Raw genomic sequence first — 12,572 nt, forward strand, 5'->3', positions numbered from 1 at the left:
CGCAGATGGAGCCAATTCATGAATGATTTCGCCTTGTGGCCGGTGCTTGCCGGGACCGCCGCCTTCTTCGCCGTCGGCGCGATCTGGTACGGGGTGCTTTTCGGAAAGGCGTGGCAAAGGGCCGCCGGATTGTCGGACGCCGCCGTGCGCAGTGGTAAAATGGCGGTGATCTTCGGCCTCACCTTCGCCTTCGAGATGCTGATCGCGATGGTGCTGTGGCACCTGATCGCCCGGACGAACCCGGCACCGCACGTCGTCATGATGATGGCGGTGGGCTTTGCCGCGGGCGTGATGATCCCGGCGGTCGGGATCAATTATCTCTACCAGCGCAGGAGCGGCCTGCTCTTCGCCATCGATGCGGGCCATTTCCTCGTCGGGATGGCGGCGATGGGCGGGGTGTTCCTGCTGTTCCGGTGAGGCGCTATTCGCGCTTGTCACCGTGCCCGTCGCCCTTGGTCGTGCCGTTTTCGGTGGGCACAATCTCGACCACGATGTCGCCCTTCTGAAGGCTCTGGCACTCCTCTTCCCAATAGCCGATCGCGCGTCCGTTTCGATAGACCCTGAGACCCCGTCCGCCACTCTTCAGCTGGCTGATCGCGCGGCCGCATTCCTCCTCGTCGATCACTCGCTCGACCAGTTGGACGCGCCCCGAAACCGATGCGAGATCGGCGAGATAATCGGAGATATGCGCACCCTGCGCGCTCCCCGCGAGAAGCAGGCCGGTAAAGCGCACCGGGTTGATAACATTGTTCGCCCCGGCCTGCCGGGCCAGTACTTCGTTATCCTGCGCGCGCACGACTACGCTGATCGGCACCTTGGGGGCGAGGTGGCGGACGGTCAGCACGATCAGGATCGAAGTGTCGTCGCGCCCGGCCGAGACGAGGATGCTCCGCGCATTGCCGATGCGCACCGCTTTCAGCGTCTCGTCGCGGGTCGCATCGGCGGCCATGACGTTGACGCCGAGCTTTTCGGCTTCGGCGAGCCGGTCCTCGCTGGGGTCGACCACGACGATGCTGTCGGATGGCGTGCCGCGCGCGATCAGTTCCTCGACGCTTTGCGAGCCGGAGACGCCATAGCCCAGCACCACGACGTGGTCGGACAATTGCTCCTGAATGCGGGCCATGCGCCATTTCTCCCAGCTGCGCTTGATGATGAAGTTATAGGCCGTGCCGACGAAAATGAAGAGCACCGCGAAGCGCACCGGGGTCACGATCACCGCCTCGATCAGGCGCGCCCGGTCGGTGATCGGGGCGATGTCGCCGAAGCCGGTCGTGGTGATCGAGATCATGGTGAAATAGACCACGTCGAGAAAGCTCACATGGCCGTCGAAATTGTCGACCAGCCCCTCGCGGTCCCACCAGTGGACGAGGATGACGACGAAGATCAGGAAGAGCGCAAGGCCGGCCCTGATGCCGAGGTCGCCCCAGACCGGCAGTCTGACCGCGCGGCGCAAGGGCTGGAAACGCCGGCGCGCGCGCGCCTTGGGCTCGGATTTCGACCGGTCCGTGGTCGGCTTGCCCGAAGGTTCCTCCGCCATCGCCCCTCGCGCCCCCGGCCCTGATCAGTCCCCGAACCTTTCGGCAAGGCGGCCGATGGTCGGGTAATGGGTGAAATCGAGCTGGAGCGGGGTGACAGCGACATAGCCGTCGTCGATCGCCTCGAGATCCGTGCCGTGATCGAGCGTGTGCTCGATCGGGTCGAGGCCGAACCAGAAATAGCGGTATCCGCGCGGGTCGCGGCCCTCGACCACCGTGCCGCGCTTGTAATCGTGGAATCCCTGCCGGGCGACGCGGATGCCCTTTACCTCTCCGGACGGACGGGGCGGGAAATTGACATTGACCAGCGTGCGCTCGGCGAAAGGCGTATCCAGCAGCGGCCGGATAACCTTAGGCCCCCATTCGCGCGCGGCGGCGAATTCCTGGTCCGTCCCGCGCGTTTCGCCGCTATAGACTTGGCTGAGCGCGATCGCGCGCACGCCCGCAAGCGCGCCTTCGATCGCGGCGGAGACCGTGCCCGAATAGGTTATGTCATCGCCCAGATTGGCCCCGCGATTGACGCCGGACAGGATGATGTCGGGGGGCGTGTCCATCACTTCACGCAGGGCCATCATCACGCTGTCGGTCGGCGTGCCGGTGACGGCATAGCGTCGCTCGCCGTATTTCTGGAGCCGCACCGGGCGATTGAGAGTGAGCGAATGGCCCGCGCCAGATTGCTCTTCGGACGGGGCGCAGACCCACACGTCGTCGGAGAAATGGGCCGCGATCTCTTCCAGCACGGCAAGGCCGGGGGCGTGGTAGCCGTCGTCGTTGGTGACAAGGATGCGCATTATGTCGTCGGCTCCAGCCGGGTCGTGCCCGCCATGTAGGGGTGGAGAGCCTCGGGCACGGTAATGCTGCCATCGGCCTCCTGATAGTTCTCGATCACCGCGACGAGCGTGCGGCCCACCGCGAGGCCCGACCCGTTCAATGTGTGGACGAATTCGGTCTTCTTCGTCTCGCCCTCGGGCCGGTAGCGGGTCTTCATCCGCCGCGCCTGGAAATCGCCGGTGTTCGAGCAGGACGAAATCTCGCGGAAGGCGCCCTGTCCGGGGAGCCATACCTCGAGATCGTAGGTCTTGCGTGCGCCGAAACCCATGTCGCCGGTGCACAGCAGCATGGTGCGATAGGGCAGGCCGAGCGCTTCGAGCACGCCGCCGGCGCATTTCGTCATGCGCTCATGCTCGGCCTCGGAATCTTCCGGCTTCACGATGCTGACCAGTTCGCACTTCTCGAACTGGTGCTGCCGGATGAAGCCCCGCGTATCGCGCCCCGCCGCGCCCGCTTCGGAGCGGAAGCACTGGGTGAGCGCGGTGAGGCGGATGGGCAGGGCGTCTGCGTCGAGAATGTCGCCCATGACGCTCGCGGTGAGGGAGACTTCGGCGGTGGGGATGAGCCAACGGTCATCGGTTGTGCGGAAGCTGTCCTCGGCGAACTTGGGCAGCTTGTCGGTGCCGTACATCGCCTCGTCACGCACCAGCACCGGCGGGTTGCACTCGGTGTAGCCGTTCTCCTGCACCTGCCTATCGAGCATGAACTGCCCCAGCGCGCGGTGCAGGCGGGCCATGTCGCCGCGCAGGAAAGTGAAGCGTGCGCCCGACAGCTTCGCCCCGGTCTCGAATTCCATGCCGAGCGCGGGCGCGATATCGGCGTGTTCTTTCGGCTCGAGATCGAATTCGCGCAGGTCACCCCAGCGCGCGACCTCGACGTTCGCGTCCTCGTCCTCGCCCTCGGGCACGTCGTCGGCGGGGATGTTCGGGATCACTGCAAGCGCGTGGTCGAGCTCTTCGGAAACCTTTGCGAGCTTCTCCTCAAGCGTGGGCATCGCCTGTTTCAACTCGGCCACTTCGGCCTTGAGCGCCTCGGCCTTTTCGGTGTTGCCCTGGCCCATCGCCTTGCCGATCGCCTTGGAGGCCTCGTTGCGGCGGCTCTGGGCTTCCTGCAATTTCGTGGTCAGGTCGCGGCGTTCCTCGTCGAGCGCGAGCAGCGCCTCGGCCGCTGGGTCCGCGCCGCGCCGGGCAAGGCCGGCATCGAAGCCTTCGGGATCGTCCCTGATCAGGCGGATATCGTGCATGGGCAGCGCCTATGCCTGCTCGCGGGCCCCAAGAAAACCGCTTTTTGCGACGGAATGCCGCGCCGGTCGCCCAAGCGGCGGAACCGCGCCCCCTGCTAACCGATTGGTCGGGTAAAGGAGGAGACACATGCTCAGATCACTCATCGGGGCCGCCGTCGGCTCGAAACTCGCCAAACGCTATCCCGTGCTCGGAGGGGCCACCGGCATCGTTGCTGCACGCGCCGTGCCCTTTGTCATCACTCGTCTCAGCATTCCCGCCATGCTCGCGATGGGCGCGGGCGGCTATCTCGCCAAGCGCTATTTCGATGGCCGCGATGAAGGCGGTTCCGGCTCCAAGGCCAAGCCGACCGACTGGCCTGACAGCGACACCGGCACGGTAATCGACAACCCGCCCGGCGGCGCGATCGAGAAGACCAACGGCAGGCCGTCCGCGGTCAACTGACCCGGCGCGACGCGCGCAGAGAAAAGCCCGGAAGACCGTGCGCGGCCTTCCGGGCTTTTCCGTGTCAGCTCCCGTCCAAGGGAGAAGTCAGAAATTGACCTGCGCGGTGACGTAGATCCGGCGCGGGTCGCCGTAGAAGCCGGTCAGCGTCCCTTCGAGACCCAGCGTCGGGACGAAAGGCGTGCCCGGAGGCGTGCCGCCCGCGACGAAGTTGTAGCCCGCGACGATATATTCCTTGTCGAACAGGTTCTTGCCGTGGAGCCCGATCGAATAGAACCCGTCGTCGGAGGTGTAGACCAGGCTCGCATCGAACAGCACGAAACCATCCTGGTCGAGGAAGGGGTTGGGCACTTCGAACTGGCTCGCATCCGAACGAAGGGAGGCAAGGCCGATCACGTCGAACATCCCGTCGCCCGCAGGAATGCCGAGGTTGAAGCCCATGTGCCCGGTGATGTCGGGCGTGTTCTGGAACACCCGTTCATCGGCGACATCTTCGCCGAAAGCGTCGATGAAGGTGTTGAACTGCGCATCGAGCACGCCGAGCGACCAGTTGACCGAGAAACGGCTGCCGGTTCCGGCAAAATCCTTGCCGACGAGCGCATTGCCCTCGAACTCGATGCCGTTGACGTCGGCGCTAGCGGCGTTCGAGGTGATGCCGATAAAGCTGTCGTTCACGCCGTCGCCATTGGTGTCGAGACCGACAGAGCCGGGGATCTGCACGTCGTCATATTGGCTGAGGAACCCGGCGAGCGAGATGTTGACCCGGTTGTCGAGCAGCGAGGCCTTCCAACCCAATTCGAAGCTGTCGACCGTCTCCGGCGCGAAACGCAGGAATTCGAACTGGTCGTCGAAGTCGATGTCGCCATCGCCATCGAGATCGGGCGCGGCGGTGGTTTGCCCGCGCGGGTCGAAGCCGCCGCCCTTGAACCCTTGCGAATAGGTGAAATAGACGTTGTGGTCGCGGTTGGGCTGCCAGCTGATCGAGGCGCGCGGATTGAAATCCTCGAAAGTCTCGCTGCCTTCGAAATCGGAGGTTACCGCGATCGGCACGCCGGCTCCGTCGAACAGGTCGGAGAAGCCGCCGGCGAAGGTCGTGCGCAGGACCCGGCTGGTGCGCTGGTCGTTGGTGTAGCGCCCGCCCAGCGACACGCTGATCGTATCGGTCAGGTCATAGGTGAAATCGGCGAATACCGACCAGGTCTCGGTGTTCACATCGCCGAGCGTCTGCGCGTTGAGACCCGGTAGCCCGATCGCTGCACCGGTATTGAACAGCGCCACGTCGAAGGCGGTGAAGGCGTTGGCGTTGAGATAGTAAAAGCCGACCACGCCCGAGAGCCGATCGCCTTCATAGAGCAGTTGCAGTTCCTGGCTGAACTGGTCGTTCTCGTAGATCGCGGGAACGTCGAGATCGGCGGCGGGAAGGCTGTCGAAATCGATCGGCGTGGTCGACCGGTCCTCGCGGTAACCGGTGATCGATTTGAGCGTGATCGTGTCGGAGACCTCGAGCGCGATGTTGAGCGCGCCGCCATAGGCTTCGACTTCCTGATCGACGATGTTCAGCCCGGCGCGCGTGTCGAACACGTCGTCGAGCACCGGCGCGCCCGTCAGCTGGCCGGGGATCAGGCGATGGCCCTGCCGCGCTTCGCTGTCGTCCTTGATGTAATCGCCGGACAGGCGGACGAAGAGCGGACCGCTGTCGAATTCGATCGTTCCGCGCGCGGCCCAGATGTCCTTGTTGTAATTCTCCGTACCCAGCGTCAGGTTCTCGCCGAAGCCCCCGCGTGACAGACGCGCGCCGCTCGCACCGATCTTGAGGTTGTCGGTGATGGGTGTGGAGGCTGTGACGATGAGGTCTGCCTGGTCATATGAGCCATAGGCACCGCGGACCTGCAGGCTGGGATCGTCGGGCAGTTCCGCCGTCACATACTTGATCGCGCCGCCGATCGTGTTGCGGCCGTAAAGCGTGCCCTGCGGTCCGCGCAGCACCTCGATCCGCTCCACATTGTAGATGTCGAGCACGGCGGCCTGCGGACGATTGAGGTAGACATCGTCGATGTAGAGCCCGACGCCCGCTTCGAAGCCGGCGACCGGATCCTGCTGGCCGACCCCGCGGATGAAGGCGGTGAGCGTCGTATTCGTGCCGCGACTGACCTCGAGCGTAATGTTGGGCACTTGCTGGCCGATCTGGGTCAGTTCGAGAATGCCCTGCTCCTGCAGAGTCTCGCCGGTCAGCGCAGTAACCGAGATCGGCACGTCGAGCAGGCGCTCCTCGCGCCTACGGGCGGTGACGACGATCGAGTTCCCGCCCTGATCACTGGCGATGGCCTCGTCGTCGGCTTCCTGCTCGGCTGCTGCATCGGCGCTTGCCTGCGCGTATGCCGGCGCCGCGAAAGCGGCAAGGCTCGCACAGCCAGCCAGGAACAGCGCACGGCTGCTCAACACCTGATTTTTCATAAACCCTCTCTCCGGTTCTTGCTCCCTGGGGTGCTCGATATTGAAAGATGAACCAACTTTCAAGTTTTCCTTGTTTCGGCAGCCGGGCATGCTTACCCATCTGGTGCGGGAGGCAGTCATGGCAGGCTCGAAAAAGTCCGATGGCACGGCTGCGAGCCGCGCGCGCGTTGATGGCGCTGCGGCCGAGGGCAAGGCACCGCGCACCGAGCGCGGGCGCAAGACGCTGCGCAAGCTGCTCGATGCTTCGGCGGTGGAATTCGGCGAGAAGGGGTTCCACGAGGCCTCGGTCAGCTCGATCACTCGCCGCGCCGGGGTCGCGCTGGGCAGCTTCTACACCTATTTTGACAGCAAGGATGCGCTGTTCCGGGCGCTGGTTCAGGACATGAGCGAGAACGTCCGGACCTCGGCGCGCTCCGCTCTCAAGGAGGACATGGGAGCGCTCGAAATCGAGCGCGCAGCACTCGCCGCCTTCCTTGCATTCGCGCGCGAGCACAAGGAAATCTACCGCATCATCGACGAAGCCGAGTTCGTCGATCCGGAAAGCTATCGCAACCATTACGAGACCATTGCCGGGCGCATCCGGGCGCGGATCGAGGCCGGGGCCGCTGCGGGGGAACTGCGTGAGGGGCTGGGCGAACTCGAGGCCTGGGCGATCATGGGCATGAACGTCTTCGTCGGCCTGCGCTTTGCGGTCTGGGGTGGCGAGAGCGGCGAAGCGAGCGATCCGGACGAGGTCGCCGCCGCAGTCAATCGCCTGCTGGCTCGCGGGATCGAGCGCCGCTGAAGGCCAAGCGCTGGCAATTGGTTCGCGGGCTCCAGTCACGCCTCAAGGCGATCGCGGGCAAATGACGCAAATCCATGACCGGCTGAATGGTGCTGCCGCCAGGGGCTGGATTAACGCACCTGCACGCCATCTCTGCGAACAATTCGCACTCGCATTCTCAAAACTATTGACTCGCATTCGCAACAAAGGCAAGTCCCGGCCCGAGTTTGTAACACAGTCACATGGGATCGAACGTGAACGCTCCACTCTCAACGACATCGCTCACCGCGCTCGCCGCTGCTCTCCTTGTCGCCACGCCAGCCTTTGCCGAGCATTCCGGGGAAATGGGCACCAACGGGGCGCCGCAGGTTAAGGACGACCCCACGATCGTCGTCACCGCGACGCGCAGCCCGGTGAAAATCCAGGAAGTGCCCGCCACCGTCACCGTCCTCACCGACGAGGAGATTGCCGACCAGCTCGCCACCGACATCAAGGACCTCGTGCGCTTCGAGCCCGGCGTTACCGTCCGCCGCGCGCCGGCGCGGTTCGGCGCGGCGTTCGGATCGACCGGGCGCGCCCGGAACGAGGATTTCGTGATTCGCGGGATCGGCGGCAACCGTGTGCTGATTCAGGTCGATGGCATCCGCTCGCCGCAGGGTTTCGCTTTCGGCGCACAGGATGCCGGACGCGGCGGTTTTACCGATGTCAGTCTCGTCAAGTCGGTCGAAATCCTGCGCGGCCCGGCCTCAGCACTATATGGTAGCGACGGCCTCGCGGGGGCGGTGAGTTTTACCACCTCCGACCCGGTCGACCTACTGCGCGGCGAAGACTTCGGGGGTTTCGTCTCCACGCAATATGCGAGCGAAGACGACGAATTCGCTCTGTCCGCGACGATGGCGGGCAAGATCGGCGGCAACCTGACCGCCATGATCGCCTATACCAGCCGGGATTTCGAAGAGCTCGAGAACCAGGGCGAGATCGGCGGCGTCGGCGAAACACGGACCGAGCCGAACCCGCAGATCGGGCGCAGCGATGCCGTGCTCGGCAAGCTCGTCTGGGACAACGGCACTCACCGCGTCCGCCTGACCGGCGAATATCTCGATGCCGAAGTCCGCACCGAAGTGCTCACCGCGCTCGGGCCGGCCTTCCTGTTCGGCCCCGCGCCGGTCTGGAACGTCGATGCGCTCAACGCGCGCGACACGAACGAGCGCGTGCGCGCCTCGCTCGACTGGACCTATGACGGCGATGCGGACGATGCGATCGAATACGCTTTCCTCTCGGCCTATTGGCAGGACGCCGAGGACCGCCAGTTCGCCTTCGAGGAGCGCACCGCACTCGGCTTCATCCCCGCGCCCGACCGCGAGCGGCTCAACACGTTCGAGAACCGCGTCTACGGCGCTGTCGGCGAAGCGCGGACCTCGTTCGCGCTTGGCGGGATGCGCCACCAGGTCGCTTTCGGCGGCGATGTCAGCTTCACCCGCCAGGAGGGAGTGCGCGACGGCACCTTCCCCGGACGCAGCGAAACGTTCCCGACGCGCGCGTTCCCGGTGACCGATTTCACGCTCGGCGGGCTTTTCCTCTCGGACGAGATCTCTTTCGCGGACGGGGCGGTGAAGCTTTTCCCGGCGCTCCGGTTCGATTTCTATGACCTCAACCCCACGGACGACCCGCTGCTTGTCGGCTTCCAGCCCGAAGGCCAGAGCGACAGCCGCCTGTCGCCCAAGCTCGGCGTGACGGTGAACCTGACCGACGAATTCCTGCTTTTCGGCAACTACGCGCAGGGCTTCCTCGCGCCCACGCCAAGCCAGGTGAACAATTTCTTCCAGTTTCCCGCCGGCGGCTACATCTCCGCGCCCAATCCCGACCTTCGTCCCGAAACCAGCGAGAGCTTCGAGGCGGGCGCACGCTACACTGCCGACGTGTTCTCGGTGCAGGTGGTCGGTTTCAAGGGCGACTACGACGATTTCATCAGCCAGCAGGTCATCAGCGGGTCCTTCACCCCGCAGGACCCGGCGGTGTTCCAGTTCGTCAACTTCGACAGCGTGGAGATCGAGGGGCTCGAGGCGCGCGCCGACCTGAAACTCGACAACGGGATAACCGGGCGTTTCGCGATGGCCTATGCCAAGGGCGACGTGATCGCGCCCGACGGGTCTCGCACCCCGCTCGACACGATCGACCCCTACAACCTCGTCGCGGGGCTGGGGTATCGCGATCCGGCCGGGCGGTTCGGGGGCGAGGTCATCGTGACCCACAATGCCCGCAAGGACGCCGAAGAAACTCCGCCCGCGCCCGGCGGCGGCGAGTTGTTCCGGCCCGAGGCCTTCACAATCGTCGATCTCACCGCCTTCGTCGAGGTCACCGAGGCGATCAAGCTGCGCGCCGGGCTCTTCAACCTGTTCGACGAGCGCTACATTTACTGGTCGGACGTGCGCGGCCTCTCCGTTGCAGATTCCGGGATAGCGGGCGCCTTTACCCGGCCCGGACGCAATTTCAGCCTTTCTGCAAGCTTCCAATTCTGATTATCATTTGCGATATAACACCATCTCATGAATCGGAGACCCTCGATGCCAAGATTTACCCGCACCCTATTCGCCAGCGGCTTCGCCGCACTCGCGCTTGCCGCCGTTCCCGCCGCTCCGGCGCTTGCCGATGACCCGATCGTACGCAGCGAAGCGGCCGACAAGGCCGCCTTCGAGGCGGACCGCGAAACCATCCTGTCCATGGCAGGCGATTACGCCGTCGTCTTCGACATGCAGGAATCGACTCCCTGGATGGAGGGCTACGAGCCGATCGATCGCAAGGTTTCCAGTGGTTACGAATCGGTCCGCGTGGTCGAGGATACGGGCGAGAAGATCGTCCTCCAGCACCTGCTCGTCGTCGACACCAAGGACGGCCCCTATGTCGTCAAGCACTGGCGGCAGGACTGGGAATACGAGCCGGAGTCGATCCTCGTGTTCAAGGGCGGCGACACCTGGGAAATGGAAGAAGTGCCCGAGGCCATGCGCAACGGGCGCTGGTCGCAGACGGTCTACCAGGTCGACGACAGTCCGCGCTATGCCGGCTGGGGCCAGTGGGAGGAAACCCATGGCGTGAAGCGCTGGCGCTCGAACTGGACCGCGCGTCCGCTCGCCCGCCGCGATGCCGTGCGCGATCCGATTTATGATCGTTACATGGGGATCAACCGCCACCAGATCACGCCTGAGGGCTGGATCCACTGGCAGGACAACACCAAGATGATGCCCGCCGAGGACGGCAGCGGCGAACTGGTGCCCGTGGTGCAGGAATACGTGCTTAACACCTATGAGCGCTATGACGGCTACGAGGTCGCCGCGGCCGAGGAATACTGGTCGAAGACCAAGGATTACTGGGAAGCGATCCGCGACGCCTGGGATCGCGTCGCACTCGAGAATGGCGGCATCCGCATCCCGCAGAACCCCGAAGTCGGCACGACCATTGCGGGCGACCTGCTCAAGATGGCGGACGCAATCAAGAAGGGTGAAATGGCGAGCGAGGAAGCGAGCGCCAAGGCGGTCGCACTGATCGAGGAAGGCACCGCGCGCAGCGGCGGCTGACACCCTGGCAGGCAGTGTCGCGTGAAAAAGGGCGGGATGCGGTTACATACGCATCCCGCCCTTTTCATCTCGGCGGACGGCGTTATTGCGGCAGGGCCAGCATGACCCGCGAGGCAAGTGCGGAAACCTGCCCGACCGGTGCGGGATCTCCCTTGGGCATCGGCGCGCCATCGCCCCACAGGTCGAGCATTTCCTCTAGCGTGGTCGCGACCTTTTCCGAGGCGGGTCCTTCGAGGTCCCCTGCAAGATCGCGCGCGACGACCACGAAACCCCAGGCATCCTGATATTCCGCCGCATCGGTGACCTTGCCGTCGGTCAGCGCGGCGGCATATTCCTCGACCGCAGTGTCCATCAGGAAACGGATCACCGCTGCTGGATCGCCGCCGGCCTGCTCGCGCATGGCAGCGAGATTGGCTTCGGCGGCCTCCAGCTGCGGCGCGATGTCGCTCGCGGGCCGACCCTGTTCGAGCGCGCTCGATACGTCACGGAAGGTGGCCGGCTCGAAACCGAGCCGATCGAGCCCTTCGCGTTCTGCCTCGTAGCCCTCGGAGACCGGATGCATGAGGTGCGGCGCCGCGGCTTCGGGCTCGCCCGCGCGGTAAAGGGCGATCCCTGCGGCGACATGGCCCGACATGAAGGCGAGACGCTGCGGCAGCGGGAGCGCGCCGATATCGGAGCCGCTTTCGCCGCCCTCGCCTTCGCCGCCTTCGCCCTCGCCGCTTTCGCCCTCGCCGCTCTCGCCTTCGCCGCTTTCGCCGCCTTCACCGCCGGGAGCGGTCTGCGCCGCCTCGCCGCCTTCTCCGCCCTCTCCGCCTTCACCGGCGCACCCGGCAAGGCCCACGCCGGCCAACGCGGTGGCAAGACCAAGGCCCGCCCATGTCTTCAGCTCGACTTTCATATTGCCTCCTTAAGCGATATTCCCTGCACGCGCTCTATCGCGAAGGGCGGTTTTTGCAAATCATTATCAGGTAACCGGCCGCCATGATCCTGACGATCAATACCATTCGCAAGTCCGACGAGCTGGAGGCTATCCGTGCGCGGCTGGCCGATCTCGAATGGCGGGACGGTCGCGCAACGGCGGGCAAGACCGCCCGGGAGGTCAAGCAGAACGAGCAAGCGGTGCTCAAAGGCGAGGCGGGCGAGGCCTTCCACGCGCATTTGCTGAAACTCATCGCCGAACAATCCGTCGTGGTTGCCGCGGCCCGCCCACGGCGCTTTTCGCGCCTTATCGTCAGCCGAGCTCGCGATGGCGGCCATTACGGCGCTCATGTAGACAACGCCTTGATGGGGCAAGGCGATCGCCGGATGCGCACCGACATATCCTTCACGCTCTTCCTGTCCGAACCCGCCGACTACGATGGCGGTGAGCTGGTCATCCATTCGGCCGGAATGACCCAGTCGGCAAAGCCGAAGGCCGGAACTCTTGTGCTCTATCCCTCGTCGAGCATACACGAGGTAAGACCGGTGACGCGGGGGACACGGATTGCCTGCGTAGGCTGGATCGAAAGCTGGATCCGCGACGACACCCAGCGCGAAATGCTGTTCGATCTCGAAAACCTGCGTGCGACGCTGCGCAAGCAATTGCCTCGCCAATCAGCCGAACTGCTGACTCTCGACAAGACCATCGCCAATCTCATCAGGATGTGGGCCCGCCGCTAAACCCGTCGCGCGGCTTATGCCAGCCACGCCCCGCCGCGCACCATGCCCGTTTCGGAACCCCGGTGCCCTAGTA

General features: G+C 64.8%; 11 protein-coding genes. 6 read left to right on the forward strand and 5 right to left on the reverse strand.

Annotation, left to right across the window (positions count from 1 at the left end):
- Positions 1–18 precede the first annotated feature (18 nt).
- A complete protein-coding gene (locus RIB52_RS12800; protein WP_350176125.1) occupies positions 19–417 on the forward strand; it encodes a DUF1761 domain-containing protein in 399 nt (132 codons plus the stop codon).
- 4 nt (positions 418–421) lie between these two features.
- Here RIB52_RS12800 and RIB52_RS12805 read toward each other — a convergent pair whose 3' ends face one another.
- Genes RIB52_RS12805 through serS form a run of 3 tightly spaced genes read right to left on the reverse strand, consistent with a single transcriptional unit; the run spans position 422 to position 3,609 of the window.
- Positions 422–1,537: a potassium channel family protein gene (locus tag RIB52_RS12805; protein ID WP_350176127.1), complete on the reverse strand. Its 1,116-nt coding sequence runs from the start codon at positions 1,535–1,537 to the stop codon at positions 422–424.
- A gap of 24 nt (positions 1,538–1,561) precedes the next feature.
- Positions 1,562–2,326 carry a 5'/3'-nucleotidase SurE gene (surE, locus tag RIB52_RS12810; RefSeq protein ID WP_350176129.1) on the reverse strand — a complete coding sequence of 255 codons (765 nt, stop codon included), beginning with the start codon at positions 2,324–2,326 and terminating at the stop codon, positions 1,562–1,564.
- The gene (gene serS, locus RIB52_RS12815) at positions 2,326–3,609 is read right to left on the reverse strand and encodes a serine--tRNA ligase (protein ID WP_350176131.1); all 1,284 of its coding nucleotides are present in this window, start codon (positions 3,607–3,609) and stop codon (positions 2,326–2,328) included. The genes surE and serS overlap by 1 nt, the downstream gene beginning before the upstream one ends.
- A gap of 127 nt (positions 3,610–3,736) precedes the next feature.
- Here serS and RIB52_RS12820 point away from each other — a divergent pair, with 127 nt between their 5' ends.
- Complete coding sequence (locus RIB52_RS12820; protein ID WP_350176133.1) at positions 3,737–4,051, forward strand: hypothetical protein; 315 nt, start codon at positions 3,737–3,739, stop codon at positions 4,049–4,051.
- Between the two features lie 87 nt (positions 4,052–4,138).
- On the opposite strand, the gene RIB52_RS12825 is transcribed toward RIB52_RS12820, so the two are convergent.
- Positions 4,139–6,505, reverse strand: a complete 2,367-nt coding sequence (locus tag RIB52_RS12825; protein ID WP_350176135.1) for a TonB-dependent receptor — start codon at positions 6,503–6,505, stop codon at positions 4,139–4,141.
- A gap of 118 nt (positions 6,506–6,623) precedes the next feature.
- Here RIB52_RS12825 and RIB52_RS12830 point away from each other — a divergent pair, with 118 nt between their 5' ends.
- The 3 genes from RIB52_RS12830 (at position 6,624) to RIB52_RS12840 (ending at position 10,840) form a co-directional block, all read left to right on the forward strand.
- On the forward strand, positions 6,624–7,289 hold the full coding sequence (locus RIB52_RS12830) for a TetR/AcrR family transcriptional regulator (RefSeq protein ID WP_350176137.1): 666 nt from the start codon (positions 6,624–6,626) through the stop codon (positions 7,287–7,289).
- A gap of 233 nt (positions 7,290–7,522) precedes the next feature.
- Entirely contained in the window at positions 7,523–9,787 is a 2,265-nt protein-coding gene (locus tag RIB52_RS12835; RefSeq protein ID WP_350176139.1) for a TonB-dependent hemoglobin/transferrin/lactoferrin family receptor, read from the forward strand.
- Positions 9,788–9,832: 45 nt separating this feature from the next.
- Positions 9,833–10,840: a DUF6607 family protein gene (locus RIB52_RS12840; RefSeq protein ID WP_350176141.1), complete on the forward strand. Its 1,008-nt coding sequence runs from the start codon at positions 9,833–9,835 to the stop codon at positions 10,838–10,840.
- Positions 10,841–10,922: 82 nt separating this feature from the next.
- Here the strand turns inward: RIB52_RS12840 and RIB52_RS12845 are convergent, their stop codons facing one another.
- On the reverse strand, positions 10,923–11,738 hold the full coding sequence (locus tag RIB52_RS12845) for a 4-helix bundle domain-containing protein (protein WP_350176143.1): 816 nt from the start codon (positions 11,736–11,738) through the stop codon (positions 10,923–10,925).
- A gap of 83 nt (positions 11,739–11,821) precedes the next feature.
- Here RIB52_RS12845 and RIB52_RS12850 point away from each other — a divergent pair, with 83 nt between their 5' ends.
- Positions 11,822–12,499 (forward strand): Fe2+-dependent dioxygenase, encoded by a 678-nt coding sequence (locus RIB52_RS12850; RefSeq protein ID WP_350176145.1) that lies wholly within the window; start codon positions 11,822–11,824, stop codon positions 12,497–12,499.
- Positions 12,500–12,572 lie beyond the last annotated feature (73 nt).

The sequence above is a fragment of the Erythrobacter sp. genome, assembly GCF_040217515.1.
GTDB lineage: Bacteria > Pseudomonadota > Alphaproteobacteria > Sphingomonadales > Sphingomonadaceae > Erythrobacter.

What these genes read in the sequence shown, in the direction of transcription:
- RIB52_RS12800 (WP_350176125.1), top strand. Translation starts at nt 19, where the DNA reads ATGAATGATTTCGCCTTGTGGCCGGTGCTTGCCGGGACCGCCGCCTTC.
- RIB52_RS12805 (WP_350176127.1), bottom strand. Translation starts at nt 1,537, where the DNA reads ATGGCGGAGGAACCTTCGGGCAAGCCGACCACGGACCGGTCGAAATCC.
- surE (WP_350176129.1), bottom strand. Translation starts at nt 2,326, where the DNA reads ATGCGCATCCTTGTCACCAACGACGACGGCTACCACGCCCCCGGCCTT.
- serS (WP_350176131.1), bottom strand. Translation starts at nt 3,609, where the DNA reads ATGCACGATATCCGCCTGATCAGGGACGATCCCGAAGGCTTCGATGCC.
- RIB52_RS12820 (WP_350176133.1), top strand. Translation starts at nt 3,737, where the DNA reads ATGCTCAGATCACTCATCGGGGCCGCCGTCGGCTCGAAACTCGCCAAA.
- RIB52_RS12825 (WP_350176135.1), bottom strand. Translation starts at nt 6,505, where the DNA reads ATGAAAAATCAGGTGTTGAGCAGCCGTGCGCTGTTCCTGGCTGGCTGT.
- RIB52_RS12830 (WP_350176137.1), top strand. Translation starts at nt 6,624, where the DNA reads ATGGCAGGCTCGAAAAAGTCCGATGGCACGGCTGCGAGCCGCGCGCGC.
- RIB52_RS12840 (WP_350176141.1), top strand. Translation starts at nt 9,833, where the DNA reads ATGCCAAGATTTACCCGCACCCTATTCGCCAGCGGCTTCGCCGCACTC.
- RIB52_RS12845 (WP_350176143.1), bottom strand. Translation starts at nt 11,738, where the DNA reads ATGAAAGTCGAGCTGAAGACATGGGCGGGCCTTGGTCTTGCCACCGCG.
- RIB52_RS12850 (WP_350176145.1), top strand. Translation starts at nt 11,822, where the DNA reads ATGATCCTGACGATCAATACCATTCGCAAGTCCGACGAGCTGGAGGCT.